The organism is Pseudomonas helvetica, from assembly GCF_039908645.1.
In the GTDB taxonomy this organism is placed as follows: Bacteria; Pseudomonadota; Gammaproteobacteria; order Pseudomonadales; family Pseudomonadaceae; genus Aquipseudomonas; species Aquipseudomonas helvetica.
The window spans coordinates 4,396,101-4,410,376 of sequence record NZ_CP150917.1; the positions used below are offsets into that span (position 1 = coordinate 4,396,101).

Annotated in this window: 16 protein-coding genes; 4 read left to right on the plus strand and 12 right to left on the minus strand. The window is 59.0% G+C overall.

Annotated elements, in window-relative coordinates; genetic code table 11:
• Positions 1-191: 191 nt before the first annotated feature.
• From AABM55_RS20435 to AABM55_RS20445, 3 genes are read left to right on the plus strand one after another with little or no spacing between them, the layout of a single operon-like run.
• Entirely contained in the window at positions 192-1,433 is a 1,242-nt protein-coding gene (locus AABM55_RS20435; RefSeq protein ID WP_054593376.1) for a type II and III secretion system protein family protein, read from the plus strand.
• Between the two features lie 35 nt (positions 1,434-1,468).
• Complete coding sequence (locus tag AABM55_RS20440) at positions 1,469-2,179, plus strand: tetratricopeptide repeat protein (protein WP_347927580.1); 711 nt, start codon at positions 1,469-1,471, stop codon at positions 2,177-2,179.
• 19 nt (positions 2,180-2,198) lie between these two features.
• A complete protein-coding gene (locus AABM55_RS20445; protein WP_054593378.1) occupies positions 2,199-2,471 on the plus strand; it encodes a DUF3613 domain-containing protein in 273 nt (90 codons plus the stop codon).
• 195 nt (positions 2,472-2,666) lie between these two features.
• Here the strand turns inward: AABM55_RS20445 and AABM55_RS20450 are convergent, their stop codons facing one another.
• The 12 genes from AABM55_RS20450 to AABM55_RS20505 all read right to left on the minus strand — a co-directional run bounded on the left by AABM55_RS20450 (position 2,667) and on the right by AABM55_RS20505 (position 12,974).
• Complete coding sequence (locus tag AABM55_RS20450; RefSeq protein ID WP_347927582.1) at positions 2,667-3,629, minus strand: type II secretion system F family protein; 963 nt, start codon at positions 3,627-3,629, stop codon at positions 2,667-2,669.
• A gap of 29 nt (positions 3,630-3,658) precedes the next feature.
• Positions 3,659-4,645 carry a type II secretion system F family protein gene (locus AABM55_RS20455; protein ID WP_347927584.1) on the minus strand — a complete coding sequence of 329 codons (987 nt, stop codon included), beginning with the start codon at positions 4,643-4,645 and terminating at the stop codon, positions 3,659-3,661.
• Positions 4,642-6,084 (minus strand): CpaF family protein, encoded by a 1,443-nt coding sequence (locus AABM55_RS20460; RefSeq protein WP_347927586.1) that lies wholly within the window; start codon positions 6,082-6,084, stop codon positions 4,642-4,644. Before AABM55_RS20460 ends, AABM55_RS20455 begins: the two co-directional genes overlap by 4 nt.
• 3 nt (positions 6,085-6,087) lie before the next feature.
• Positions 6,088-7,311 (minus strand): AAA family ATPase, encoded by a 1,224-nt coding sequence (locus tag AABM55_RS20465; protein WP_347927588.1) that lies wholly within the window; start codon positions 7,309-7,311, stop codon positions 6,088-6,090.
• A complete protein-coding gene (locus AABM55_RS20470; protein WP_103317720.1) occupies positions 7,305-7,799 on the minus strand; it encodes a TadE/TadG family type IV pilus assembly protein in 495 nt (164 codons plus the stop codon). The genes AABM55_RS20465 and AABM55_RS20470 overlap by 7 nt, the downstream gene beginning before the upstream one ends.
• Positions 7,799-8,278 (minus strand): TadE/TadG family type IV pilus assembly protein, encoded by a 480-nt coding sequence (locus tag AABM55_RS20475; RefSeq protein ID WP_347927590.1) that lies wholly within the window; start codon positions 8,276-8,278, stop codon positions 7,799-7,801. The genes AABM55_RS20470 and AABM55_RS20475 overlap by 1 nt, the downstream gene beginning before the upstream one ends.
• An 8-nt stretch (positions 8,279-8,286) precedes the next feature.
• Positions 8,287-9,633, minus strand: a complete 1,347-nt coding sequence (locus AABM55_RS20480) for a TadE/TadG family type IV pilus assembly protein (RefSeq protein ID WP_347930070.1) — start codon at positions 9,631-9,633, stop codon at positions 8,287-8,289.
• 67 nt (positions 9,634-9,700) lie between these two features.
• Positions 9,701-10,522 carry a Flp pilus assembly protein CpaB gene (cpaB, locus tag AABM55_RS20485; protein ID WP_347927591.1) on the minus strand — a complete coding sequence of 274 codons (822 nt, stop codon included), beginning with the start codon at positions 10,520-10,522 and terminating at the stop codon, positions 9,701-9,703.
• Between the two features lie 15 nt (positions 10,523-10,537).
• On the minus strand, positions 10,538-11,869 hold the full coding sequence (locus AABM55_RS20490; RefSeq protein WP_347927593.1) for an AAA family ATPase: 1,332 nt from the start codon (positions 11,867-11,869) through the stop codon (positions 10,538-10,540).
• Positions 11,870-11,871: 2 nt separating this feature from the next.
• Entirely contained in the window at positions 11,872-12,402 is a 531-nt protein-coding gene (locus AABM55_RS20495) for a prepilin peptidase (protein ID WP_347927595.1), read from the minus strand.
• Between the two features lie 26 nt (positions 12,403-12,428).
• On the minus strand, positions 12,429-12,623 hold the full coding sequence (locus AABM55_RS20500) for a Flp family type IVb pilin (RefSeq protein ID WP_347927596.1): 195 nt from the start codon (positions 12,621-12,623) through the stop codon (positions 12,429-12,431).
• Positions 12,624-12,782: 159 nt separating this feature from the next.
• Complete coding sequence (locus AABM55_RS20505; protein ID WP_347927598.1) at positions 12,783-12,974, minus strand: Flp family type IVb pilin; 192 nt, start codon at positions 12,972-12,974, stop codon at positions 12,783-12,785.
• Between the two features lie 432 nt (positions 12,975-13,406).
• On the opposite strand from AABM55_RS20505, the gene AABM55_RS20510 reads away from it, so the two are divergent.
• Positions 13,407-14,273: a DNA-binding response regulator gene (locus AABM55_RS20510; RefSeq protein WP_347927600.1), complete on the plus strand. Its 867-nt coding sequence runs from the start codon at positions 13,407-13,409 to the stop codon at positions 14,271-14,273.
• Positions 14,274-14,276: the final 3 nt, after the last annotated feature.

Genomic DNA, 14,276 nt, shown 5'->3' on the forward strand with positions numbered 1-14,276 from the left:
TTTTAGCGCAGGTCGCTCGCAGGTCAGTCAGACCCGTGTATTGCACCTGCTAGCGCGCAGCACCCAGCAATATTGCCAGGACCACTAATGGTTAGTGGTCTGGTGAAGTGGAGGGCCGGCCCGGGCGCCTTAATGCGATCCAGGGTAACCAGGTTAGCCCGCAGATGGCCTATTCAGCGAGGATGCACTTAATGAGCTATCGTACCGTGCCCGCTTTCAAACGAATTATCCATGGCCTGTTGTGGATGGGCCTTGGTGTGGATGCGGCTCAGGCCGCGGCGAACAATTGCTCGCAACTGGCCAGTCTGCCCGCCGTGTTCGAGGTCGGCCAAGGGCTTCAGGATGAGTTGCGCATGCCAGTCCCGATCAAGCAACTGGCAGTGGGCGACCCGAAGGTTGCCGACGTGCAAACCAGCAGCAGCAACTCCTTTATCCTCACGGGTGTAGCGCCCGGCGCCACCAGCCTGATGGTCTGGACCGCCTGCTCGCCCACGCCGCGCCAAAGCATGGTGTTCGTCAAAGGCAGGGCCACCGCAGCGCTGACCAGCGTGTCGACGGTGCCTTCTGCAGACCCGCTGTTGCCGAGCCAGGTGCAGACCGATATTCGCTTCGTCGAAGTCAGCCGCACCAAGTTGAAAGAGGCCAGCACGTCGATCTTCGGCAAGAGCGGCAATTTTCTGTTCGGCTCGCCGGGCTCTGTACCCGGGGTGACCGTAACCCCCGGCCACATTGGTAATCTGGCGCCAAACATCCCGCTCAATAACGACACGTTCAATATCGGCTTTGGCGGCGGCAATGTGCTGGGGATGATCAATGCGCTGGAAGGCAGTGGCTTTGCCTATACCCTGGCGCGGCCGAGCCTTGTAGCACTCAGCGGACAAAGTGCGAGCTTCCTGGCCGGTGGTGAAGTGCCGATCCCGGTGCCCAGCTCAGGCAGCGACAACATCTCCATCGAGTACAAGGAATTCGGTGTCCGCCTGACCCTGACCCCAACCATCATCGACAAAGGACGCATTGCCCTGAAGGTGGCACCCGAGGTCAGCGAGCTGGACTTCACCAAGGCCATACAGATCGCCGGCACCGTGGTCCCGGCATTTACCGTGCGCCGTACCGATACCAGCATTTCCCTGGCCGATGGCGAAAGCTTCGTCATCAGCGGCCTGATCAGCACCAGCAACAGCTCCCAGGTGAACAAGTTTCCAGGACTGGGCGATATCCCGATTCTCGGCGCGTTCTTTCGCAATAACAGCATCAACCGTGAAGAGCGCGAGCTGCTGATGATCGTCACCCCGCACCTGGTTCAACCGTTGGCAGTCAACGCAAAACTGCCGTCATTGCCAGGTGAGCAACTGCGCAATTACGACCCGAACTTCTACCGCATGTACTTCCTCGACAACGGTGACTTCGACAGCCGCATGGGGCTCTCGCAATGAGCCTGGTTCAAGGTGTTGTAACCAGAGGACACTCAATGAAAGCGGTCATAGCAATAGCGGCGACGGTGATGCTCGCAGGGTGTGCCACCAATGGCCTGTCTTCGCGACCGAGTAGTTGCTCGAGCCCAAGCTCCGATCAGCAGTTGTCGCTGAACCTGGCCGACGACATGACCAACGATAGCCGTTTGTACGCCAGCTTGGCGAATCTGGAAGGGCTGCCTGATGACCTGCCGCAGGTTCGCCTGCGCAAGGCTCGAGTACTGCGCCTGCTGGGCCGTAACGAGGCCGAACCGTTGTACAAGAGTCTGCTCGGTACATGCCTGGCCGCTGAAGGCGAGCATGGTCTGGGCCAGATAGCCGTGGCCAGAAATGATAATGCGGCCGCGGTCGATCACCTGGAACGTGCGATGAGGATGGCCCCTACCGACGACAAAATCCGCAATGACCTGGGGGTCGTCTACCTCAACCAGCGTCGGCCCAATGAGGCACGCTTTCAGTTTATGACCGCCATGGAACTCAAGCCGTCGGACTCGCTGGCGGCACTCAATTTGGTGACGCTGCTGATCTATCAGGACAACTGGAAGCAGGCTGCCGAACTCGCAAACCGCGCCAGCCTGAGCCCCAAGCAAGTCTCGGATGCTCAAGCTCGCGCGGAAAGACTCAAGGCCCCGGCCAAAAAAGTGGTGGCTACCGAGGGTAAAGGCATGACAGAGGTAGTCAATGCCTCAGCCAATGCGATCAAGTAGACAAGACGAGGAGTCGCAAATGAATACCAAGAGGCTGTTGATAGTGTGCATGGCTTGCCTGTCCACGACCGCCTGGGCTATTGAGCCTGGGCCCTCTTCGGTGCCGCAACAAGGCACGGAACAATGGATGCAACTACAGATTCGCGGCGTAGTGGCGTCCCCTCGACTGCAGAGCGTTTCGGCCACCGAACGTGACCTTTCCATGCAACGCTGGCTGGATAGCTTCACCCACCCGATTCCTGAACATTTTGACCAGAAGGCAGCGGGTAGCATGAGCAACGGCGGCAAATGAGCCACGTCAGTGGGCGATCAGCCTCTGGCGTAGTCCAGCGTTACCTGGCAAGAACGTCGGGGCCAAGAACGTGCGTGGTTAAACGAATAAAAGGATAAAAGTGGATCAGGCGCCGGGCCTGATCCACTTTATATTTGCTCCACCCTCCGCTCCGACAGGAGCCGCCATCCTGCTTGGCAGCCCCCCTCGCTTATCTCACCCGAACGCTTTGAGCACCCCGATCAACGCCGGTCCAATAGCGACCAGGAAGAAGCTCGGCCACAGACAGAAGATCAGTGGGAATATCAGCTTGGTACCAATCTTCGCCCCCATCTCCTCGGCTGCCTGCGTACGCCGGTCGCGAAACTCATCGGCATAGATGCGCAGGGTATCGGCCACGCTCGTACCGAAGCGGATACTCTGCCCCAACAGGCTGACCAACCCTTGCACGTCTTCCAGTCCAGTGCGCACGGCCAGTTGCTTGAGCGCCTCGGTACTGGTGATGCCGGCACGGATTTGCGCATTGACCAACGCCAGTTCCTCCGCCAGTTCGACCTGACTGACCGCCATCTCGTCAGCCACCCGCTCGATGGTCGTAGGCAAGGCCAGCCCCGATTCCACGCAGACCACCATCAGATCCAGGGCATCCGGAAACGCGACACGCAGCCGGGTCTGGCGTAGCTGTTTGCGCTTGCCGATATACATCGCTGGCAACAGCCAGCCGACAGCAGCCGCCATGAGCACCAGCAATAGGCCAAGGGTCAGAGAAACACGAGGAATCAGCGGCAACACCAGTAGCGAAATGCCGACCAATATCAGCGGTAACAACAAGCGTACCGCCCAGTACATCTGCACTGCTGAAGACGAACGGTACCCCGCGTGCATCAACAACAGCTGGGTTTCGGACGCCTTAGCCGTTTCGGCAGAGCCAAAACGCTGGCCGACCCGCTCCAGCAACAGTTGCAGATTACCCGGCGCGTCCGGGCCCCCTGCACTCCCGTATTGCCCCCGCTTGATCAGCGCAAGGCGACGCTGCATCGGGTCCTGAAGCCCCAACACCAGTAATATCACGGTGACGACCGCAAGCACCGTACTCACCCCTATCGCACTGACGAACAACAGGCGCGCCAGCGCCTCATTACCCGTCACCCGACCCAACAACCCGAGCAAATAGTCCATGACCTGCACCTCCTCGTAGCGAATACCGCTTAAACCTGAATCCGGATTATTTTGCGGATCCAGACAATCCCGACCAACATCGCGCAGAAAGCCCCGATGATCAGCTTGTGGCCGAGTGGATCATTGGTCAGCACAGGCAGGTAGCTGGGAGTCGTGATCAGGATCGCCGCCGCCAGCACGAAGGGAATTGAAACCAGCACCCAGGCGGACATTCGCCCTTCGGCTGACAGCGTCTTGATCTTGCGCTGAAAGCGGAAGCGCCCCCGGATCAAGCGACTCAAACGCTCGAGCACCTCGGTCAGATTGCCGCCGGTTTCGCGATGGATGAGGATCGACGTCACCAGCATCATCACCGTCATGCTCGGCATGCGTTCCAACAGGCCGAGCATGGCCCGGCGCACATCATTGCCATAGTTGATATCGGCGAAGGTCAGGCCGAATTCATGTGCCACCGGCCCCTTGTGCTCCTCGGCGACCAGCCGCAGGGTTTCGTTGAACGGATGCCCGGCGCGCAAGGCCCGGCACATGGCATCCAGCGCATCCGGCAAGCCCTCCTCAAACTCGGCAAAGCGTTTGTTGCGGTCACGGAGGATTTTCAGCAGCGGCAGCCAAGCCACCGCAAAGGCCACCGCCAACGCCATCCACCAGAGTGACGAGAACAAGAAGACCAGGGCTCCTGCACCAACTCCCATGGCGATCCCGAGAAACAGCACCCGATAGGCCCGATATTCATGCCCGGATTGCTCGATCAGCTGTGTCAGGCTCGCCATAAACGGCAGTTGCTCAAGCCAGGCTTCCAGTGGCGACAAGCGTGTCAGGTATTTCTGCCGCAGCACGGTCTGCATGTTGGGCAGGTTGTTGGCTTTCTCCAGCACATGCAGGCGACCGCGAATGCGCTTGCGCATCTTGCCCGCCTCACCGAACACCGGCACCACCACCCCCTGGGACAGGAGGAAGACGGCGATAAACACCATACCGAGAAAGACCAGAATGAATTCACCGGATATATGGTTCATGGCTGCCGTGCCTCCATCCATTCAGGCCTGAACAAGGTCAGTGGCAACTCGATGCCACGTTTGGCCAACACGTCGCGAAAGGCCGGAATCATGCCGCTGGGCCGATAATCACCGAGCACTTCACCGTGTTCGCCAATGCCGCTGCGTGCAAACGAGAAAATCTCGGTCATGGTGATGATCTCGCCTTCCATGCCGTTGATTTCCTGCACGCTGACCAGGCGCCGCTTGCCGTCCTCCTGACGTTCCAGCTGGATCACCACATCAATGGCCGAAGCAATTTGCTGACGCATGGCCTTGATCGGGAAAGTCGCACCGGTCATCGACACCATGTTCTCGATTCGCCCCAATGCATCGCGCGCGGTATTGGCGTGGATCGTGGTCAACGAACCGTCGTGGCCGGTGTTCATCGCCGTTAGCATGTCCAGCGCTTCAGCGCCACGGACTTCGCCGATCACAATGCGGTCGGGGCGCATCCGCAAACTGTTGCGCACCAATTCGCGCTGGCTCACCTCTCCACGCCCCTCGATGTTCGAAGGACGGGTTTCCAGACGCACCACATGCGGCTGCTGCAGTTGCAGTTCGGCCGAGTCTTCAATGGTGACGATTCGTTCATTTTGCGGAATGAAACTGGACAGCACATTGAGCATGGTGGTCTTGCCGCTGCCGGTACCGCCGGAGATCAATACGTTCAAACGTCCACGAACAATCGCCTTGAGCAGCAAAGCAATGGCCGGGGTCAAGGTACCGACCTGGATCAGGCTATCGGTATTGAGCAGGTCCACCGCAAAACGACGGATCGACACGCTCGGCCCGTCGATGGCCAGCGGTGGAATAATTGCGTTGACCCGAGAACCGTCCTTGAGCCGGGCGTCCACCAACGGCGAGGACTCATCGATGCGCCGCCCCAGACTGGAAACGATGCGGTCGATGATGTTCAGCAAATGCTGATCGTCACGAAAACGCACATCGGTCCTCTGCAGCTTGCCAAAGCGTTCGACATACACCGAGGCAGAGCCGTTGACCAGAATGTCCGACACGGTGTGATCCGCCAGTAACGGCTCCAGCGGGCCAAGGCCCAGCACCTCATCGGTGATCTGCTTGATGATCAACTGACGGCTGACCGAACTCACGGGAGCTGAATGCTCATCCAGCAAGCGCTGGCAAATCTCGCGAATTTGCCGCGTGGCCTCAGCCTGCTCAAGGGAATCGAGCAAGGACAGGTCCATGACCTTGAGCAACTGCTGGTAGATTTTTTCTCGCCACTCGGCCTCCACCGGGGTGACCTGGCTTCGGGTTTCGTAAATAACGTCCGGAACCGAACGTTCCCACGCCATCAATTCCTCGGCCGGGTCCAGCAGGTCGTCGCCCGGCTGACCAGACAATGATGCGGCAGGTTTGCCGGACTGTTTGCGCAAGCGGTTACGAAAGTCGCTGATCATGGGTTATCCCCCGAAAAAACGGTTGAAGGCGCGTTTGAACAAGCCTTTGTTCCCGGTCATCTGCTTACCGACCAACGCCTCGGACATCTGCCGTACGGCGACAGTGATCGGAGCCCGCGGTGCTTGCACCCCCAACGGCACGCCAGAGTTCTGACTCTGGCTGACCAGGTTGAAGTCGTTGGGTAATTTCAACAGGTTCGCGCAGCGTAGCGCCTCGCCGATATCCTTGAGGCTGATGGCTGCCGCCTTGTCATAGCGGTTGACCACTACCTGCAATTGATCCCCGCGCACGCCCAGGTCTTCGCGAAGAATCCGCGTCAGCGAGCTGGCATCGCGCAGATGGCTGACGCTCTGCTGCACCACGACGTACACCCGATCCGCCTGCTCGAGCACGGAGCCTGTGAGGTGGTCGATTTGCCGTGGCAGATCGACCACCACCCAGTCATAACTGGCGCGGGCCAACTGCAACAGGGCATCGAGTTGCTCGGGCTGGGCATCCTGCGGCAGGCACAACTCACCGGCCCGCCCACCCAGCACATGCAAGGTCGGACTGAAGTGGCTGCAAAAACCGCGTAGCGCAACGCTGTCCATGTCCTCGACCTGTTGCAGCACTTCCAGGTGGCTGTGTGACTGCGCCACATCGAGGTAATGCGTCACGCTGCCAAATTGCAGGTCCATGTCCAAAAGCAGGGTATTGCCGCCCTTGACGCTGAGCTGGTGAGCCAGGTTGCAGGCCAGCAAGGTGCTGCCGGAGCCGCCTTTGGCGCCAATCACCGCAATCAGCTTCCCTTCTGCCCCACTGTTGACCCGGACCTCTGCGACCAGACGACTCAAGGCTGCAACCAACTCAGTCTCGGCTATCGGCTCCGGCAGGACATCACGAGCGCCGGCCTGCATCGCCAGGCGCATGGCGTCCTGCTCGTTCAACAGGCCACACACCAACAGCGGCGGACGCTCATGGGCCGGACGCTGTAACAGTGCCGCCAACTCCTCACGCCACAGATGGCTGACACGCACCAATAACAGATCGGGCATCCGCTCCAGACCATAGAGCGGGTCGACATGCCCATTACTCACCAGGCGCGTGCTCACCTCCAGGCTCGGCATCCGCTGGCAAACGCTTTGCAGATCACGCAGTGCCGTGGCATCACGGCTGCTGATCAGCAATCGCAGCCCGGGCTTGCCGGTCGTCGCGGTGCTTAACGATGTTTCCTTTATATTCAGCATGGGGTGACCTCCCCTGACTCGGAATGATGCCCAAGGCTTTCGCGTGGCAAGGTTGCCCTGAAGGTAGGCAACGTAATGGGCACGCCAAACCCGGGGATAAACAGATTGAATACGTAGCTTTGCAGGCTCACCTGGACATAACGGATGGCACGGAATCCGGTGGCGCTGACGGTGTCGGTGGGGTTGCTCACCAGCGCACCGTTCGCGTCCAGGTAAGTCAGCGTCAGGTTGCCAGTGCCCAGATTGGTGATCAGCTGGCTGGTGCCGGTGTTGCCCGCGGGATTGAAGATCGCCCGCTGCAACACGATCGGATCGCTGATGTTGCACACCGCCGCCAAACGCGCACCGCGCCGCGCGGATTCATCGAGGGCATTGACCGTGAAGTACAGGCGGCCCATTTCCAGCACGCCGAACAACAGGACGAACACCAGCAAGCCGATGAAGGCGAACTCCACCACATAGACGCCGCGCATCTGTTTGCGATTCATCACAGAACCCTCATGACAGTTGTAGCGACCAGTGGAATGCTCAGTGCAATCGTATTGGCAAAAAGCCCGGTAATCGATCCGGTACAGGTGCTTGCACCAATCACCGGGCAGAAGGTATAGGTGATGGTGACCTGCACATGGTCGGTGCCCACGGCGGAGACCGCGACGTTACCGGTCGTCAACCCTGACACCACAGGCGTCCCGGTGTTGGCAGGCACGCCATAGACCGCGACGTTTTTCGTCTGGGTCTGCAGCGTGCTGCTTAGAGAGACAGTCCCGAGCGTCGAGTTCCAGGCCTGGCTGGCGACGTAACGGCCGGCATCACGGCTGGCCTGTAACAGGGTGTTGTACTGAAAGAGCATGCGGCCAAACTCGCCGAGGGCCAGCAACAGCAGCAGCATCAACGGCAGGACGATGGTGAATTCCACCAATGCCATGCCTTGCTGGCCCTGCGGTTGTTTCAACGCGTGAAGTCTCATGACGCCTCCTACGAGTCAGTGCTCGGAGTGCCGCTGCCATTGATATAGGTTTTGTAGAGCTGAATGATCCGTGGGCCGGCATCACCTGAAGGATTGGGGCCGGGCACGTTGTCGCCTGTACACTCCTGCACGAACTGCCCGAAGATCTGCGCTACAGTCCCACCGACGCTGGCCGGCTGCACCACGAAATAGCAGCCAAAACCCAGGACTGGAATCGAAGTGGCACCATTGTTTTTCCCACTGCAGTCGCCAATCACGATTTTCAGCATCCGTCGTTCAAAGACCCCACCGCTCTGGCAGCCACTGCCCGAGCCGGCAACACACCCGGCGGAACTCGCCAGCCAGTCGTTGTAGTCCAGGAGCGCCGTACCGCCAGCGGAGAGATTGCCGTTGCTCGATGTGACGGGCTGGCCGTTGTACTCCGCTCGTGGCGGTGTGCTTGAGCTGTTCCAGGTGATCGCGGGCGTGCTGTAGCTAACGACCAGATCTGACGGATAATCCGCGGCTCTGAGCCCGCCACTGTACTGGCCGAAGCGGGTGTTCAAACCTTGGGACACCGGGCCGACCTGATTGCCCGGTTGGGTCGTGACATTTTGCCCGACGCTGCGGCACACCGAGCCGCCTCCGGCCAGATCCTGCCTGATCGTGCTGCCACCCGAACCAAAATCGAGCAGTTGAAAGTTGCCTGGGCCAATCGGGGACGTATTTCCGGCGCCCGATTTCAAATCCTGCAAATCGCCAAAGTGGTAGCCCCAGAACACCCCGGCGCTCGGGTTGTATTGAGTCGGGTCACCACAGACCATCAATGGCGCGAGATCGCAGGGGCTGGTGGGGCTGGGGCCGGCAGTGGCCATCGCCGCCACCGCCTTGTTGCCCAGGCCGGCAGAGCCCAACGACTGGACGAAACTCCAGAAAAACCCGGTCAGGCGATAGCTCGGCACCGTTACCCGAACGTAAGTGGCATCCGCCGGCCCTGGGTAGGAGAACGGTCCGTAAACGCTGTTGGCCAGTTCCACCACCGCGAAAGTGCCCGCGCTGCTGTTGATGGCTGTTGCCAGTTCGGTGTTGCCAGTGGCATTGGCATTCAGCGTCAGCGTATTCAGTGCGGCAGTGCGCGTTGCGCTGGCAATGCTGGTACCGCCGGTGACCTGACTCAGGGTTTTGGCGCCACTCAGGGCGGCGGCGTCCACCGCATTTTGCAGGCGGGTCTTGTTCAGCAGCATGTGGCTGCCATCCAGCGCCAATGCCGCCATCATGGTAATCGCCGCCAACGCGATCACCATCAGTACGGTCACCGATCCCCGCTGGCGCCTTGGCGTTACCGGAAACGGCCGTTGAATTCGAGAATTCATGATCAAGCCCTCATTTGCCGATACGGACCCGAATCGGCTCCGCCACTACCCTGCTACCCATTGCGCCTTGTCAGCGCACATTGACGACATGGGATTCGATGCCACGAATAACGGTGACAGCCCCGCCGTTACCGCTGCTACGGTGTACCACGCGTCTTGGCGCCGTTTCGGCGGCCATGGCAATGGTCTGCGTAACAGGCGCAGCAGGTGCTACAGGTGCGGGGGTCGGTTTTTTCGTGAGGTTCAGCGGGTTGCGCAGGGCCAGTTGCAACTTCCCTTCGGTCTGCGCGGTCACCAGGGCTTCCGCCTCGGTGGTGGTCATTTCCAGTGTCACGGCACGCACCACCACTGGCTGCGTCTTGTCGGTGCCTGCGGTCTGATCCACCGCCAACACACGCAAGTTTTCGAGGATGGTCCGCGACACGGCGTTGTTGTTGCTGCCGTTGGTTTGCTTGGTTGCCAGCACATCGACCCGGTTACCCGGCAACAGGAACCCGCCGACCCCGACCACATCATCCACCCGTACCGAAATGGCGCGTTTGTCGGGAGCAATCAACGAGGCCAGGGTGCTGCCACCCAAGTGTTCACTGAGGCGCGCCCCCCGCACGATGTCGCCGCGCAGGATGTCGAACGTGGCGATCTTGCCCACCGCCTTGTCGCTGGAGTCGAAAGCATCGTCCGGGATCGTATCCATGGGCATGCGCACGGTCGTGACCTGCTGTGCCTCGACCATCTGCCCGAACGGAATCTCGACCGTGGCGACTACCACGCTTCGAAGATGATCATCGGGGCTTGCATTGAGCCGTGCGCTCAACCAGGAGTTGGCCATCCATGCGGCGCCGAGGCCCATGACCAACGAAATACCAATCAGCGTTGCAGTACGAGAGCTCATGTCTGTATCTCCTACTCAAAGAAAGTCGAGCTGGACGAAGTAGTTGCTCCACGCCCATTCAAGCTCCTGCGGCGACAGTGGCCCGGAACCGCCCAGGTAACGCTGGCGATCGAGCGCCATGTTCAGGAGATCGCGGGGATGGCAAGGCACCAACGGCATGCCTTCGATGGCGTAAAGTTTCTGTAGTGCAAAGCGCACCAGCAGCGGGTCATGACGAATGCCCAGACGCTCGGACTCCTGCTGCCAGATCCGTTCGTACTCTTCGGGCTTCAGGTAACCGAATTGCAGCTTGTAGCCAATCCGGCGGAGGAAGGCCTCATCGGCCAACTCCAGGGGATTGAGGTTGGTGGAAAACACCAGAATCAGATCGAACGGCAACTCGCAATGCCGCCCGCCGCCCAGGTTGAGGAAGTCGCGTTTCTCTTCCATCGGGACGATCCAGCGATTCAGCAGCTCGGCGGGCGGCATGCGCTGGCGCCCCATGTCGTCGATGATGAACAGGCCATTGCTGGCCTTGAGCTGCAAGGCGGCCTGGTACTGACGGGTAAAGGGGTCATACCGGATGTCCAGCTGTTCCATGCTCAACTCACCGCCGGTAATGACGATCGGGCGTTTGCAGCACAGCAGCCGACGGTCGATCCCTTCGTTGAGCATCAGATTGTTCTGTGGACTGCCATCATCCAGCCGCTGGTGTACCTGCGGGTCATAGATCTCAATCACCGACTCGTTGATCGCAATGGCATGGGGTACCCAGATGGCCTCGGCGAACAGGCGAATCAACCGACTGCTGACATAGGTCTTGCCAGTCCCGGCGGGGCCATAAATCATGATCGCTCGCCCGGAGTTCAGCGCCACGCCCAGTTGATCGAGCATCCCCTCCGTGAGCACCACACCATTAAGTGCCGTGCGCATATCGTGCGCACCGATGCGTCCATGGTGAATGGTCTGCAGCTTGAGCAGGGAACGGTAGGCACTCACCGGGAACGGTGCCGCGCCGATATAACCGCTACGCGACAGGGCATCGCGGGCGGCACTGCGTCCACGGTCAGTCAAGCCATAGCGTAGCGAGCCACCTCCCGATTGCGCGCCCATCTGCCCAAGCACTTCGACACGACCATCTTTGCGCAGAAACGCCAGGATCTCCTCCATTACAGCGCCGGTCAGTGCCAGGCGTTCTACCAGCCGCGACATGTCCAGCACACCGGCGTCGTACAAATGCTTGCACACCAACTCGCCGAGAAAACTGTCCGTCAGCCCCGTCTCGCTGATAGTGCAAGGTTGGGGAGCCAGACGCTGCACCGCTTCTCGCTCATTGTGGCAGGCATCACTCTCGGCAATGACGTGCATGACTAACCTCCCAACCCACTGGCAAAGAGTTGCCAGTAAACGGCGTTTAAAGTGCCAAGCAAAATGGCAATCGAATAAGGGAAAGGCTTGCTGGCCACCTCGTCTGAAGTCGGCGCCAGATAAGACTGCGCCCTCAAAATCAGCCAATAGCGCCCCAGGGTCTGTAATAATTGACCGCGAACCAGCACTATCAGGAAACCGCACACGCCACCGGCGATCAGGCTGAATAAAGCAGCCCACAACGCGTAATGGAACGGTAGAAAACTGCCGACCATGGCCATCAACTTGACGTCACCGGCGGCCATGCCACCCGAGGCATACATGGGCAGAAACAGTGCAAAACAGATCAGGATGCCCAACAGGCCGCCTCCCAATCCGCTGACTCCCCCTGAATAAATCTGACCGGCCAATCCCAGTGCAAGACCTAACAGGATCAACAGGTTGGGAATGCGGTGGCGGAGCAGATCGCTCACCACCGCCACGCCCAGCAGTCCTATCAGCAAAACAGTCGAAACCAGCATTTCCGTGGACATGGGCTTCTCCCTACCAGGGGTAATCGTCAGCATGCTGTGTTGTTATTAACGATTTGGCATAGTGTCGTGATCTTGGCATTCACGTTGCCGCCAAGCAGTGTGAACGCGACAGCAACAGCGACTGTAATCAACCCGCCCGCCACCGCGTATTCCACAATGGTCAGGCCATCTTCATCTTTGGCGAACTTGTGTACCGAAGTTCTTATTGTTTGCAGAGTCATTTTGCTCTCCCACTCCAGCGGCCAAACCGCTCAGAACATACTTTGGTAGAGACAACGCGAAGCCCATCAAGAAAGTTATCCGGCAGCCTCATCAGCAAGATAGAAGCAACCGCCTGCTCCATGGGCATCGCCATGTCACCCAACGGGAATTGCCTACTATTAGCAGGCACCACCTTTGACCGCAGCGCACAGCGCTGTAATTTGGGTATTCACCGCGCCCCCAAGCTTCACGAACATTGCGGCGACAGCCACCGTAATCAGCCCACCGGCCACTGCGTATTCCACAATGGTCAGACCGTCTTCATCTTTGGCGAACTTCAGTACCGAAGCCTTGATAGTTTGCAGAGTCATTTTGCCCACCTCACTCGAATGTTGTTCTTCCGGGGAGCAGCACTTTTTGCACTGCTTGTAGCTACCTTAGTCAGGGCATCCCCAAGGGGGTTAGGAGGATTTTGCGCATCGCTAGGACTTTTTTGCGGGCACTACCAATCACTGGATAATTGGCGTCTGTAGAAGGAAAAGAAGGGAAAGGAAAGGCTCTAAACAAGGAACGGACGGCAAAGGCTATTACCCTTGTTTCACAAGCGATGAACGGTTGATCCTGTATCCGCCGCCAACACGCCAATAAACAACCGTCCGACACTGACTGACAAGCAAACCATAGAGCGAATAGAACTAAATTCGGGCTTTCTTATCAGGATTTAGTCTGCAAAGCGATATCACATTGACAATACTACTCAGCGGATAGAGGCACGAAGAACCTCAAACGCCAGAGCTAAACACATGACGTCAAACGTGATCAGGAAACCATCACTACTCTGGTTCGATCGGACCCACGATCGGTCCACCCCGGAACTCATGGCGCAGTTCGAGCACGCCTGCGACTGCAAACTGGCGAAAGGCTCCACATTTTCCAGCGGGATGCAGGCCGACATGATCTGCATCCATTTTGATCGCCCCGACACACCTGGCCTGAGGATGCTGCTGGAGATCAAACGCACCGCACCGGCCATTCCGATCACCATGTTCACCGTGCAGCACTCCGAAGAGCTGGCCGTATGGGCGATGCGTTCGTGTGTCTGGGAATACATGGTGCTGCCCCTTTCCGCCGCCGAAAAGAATCGCTACCTGACGGCTGTCGTTCAGTTGCACGAGCTACGCCGCAATGTTCGCGACCAACGCAAGACGATGCAGATCGACCACTCCCCGACCCTTCCGGGCAGTATCCGGATGACGCCGGAACACCAAAAACACCAGGCGTTGAGCAATGTGCTGCTGTACATCGATCAGCACTTTCGGGACAACATCGATCAGCGGGATGTGGCCAAACGCTGCGGCATGACCACCTTTCGCTTCAGCCGCCTGTTCAAGGAAGCCTACGGACTCGGCTTCATGGATTACATCCTGAACAAACGCATGAATTTTGCGAAGGAATTGCTCGGCAACAGCCAGATGCCTATCACCAGCATCGGCTATGAAGCCGGTTTCAAGGACCCCTCCTACTTCGCTCGTGCCTTCAAGCATTTCGCCAACTGCACACCCAGCGAATATCGCTTGGCGCACCAGCAGCTTAGAGCGTCGGTGGTTGCAGAGCTGGATGAAACAACCGCTGAAGTGCTGGATAACCTGATCCATAGCCTGGGAGGCTGAGAT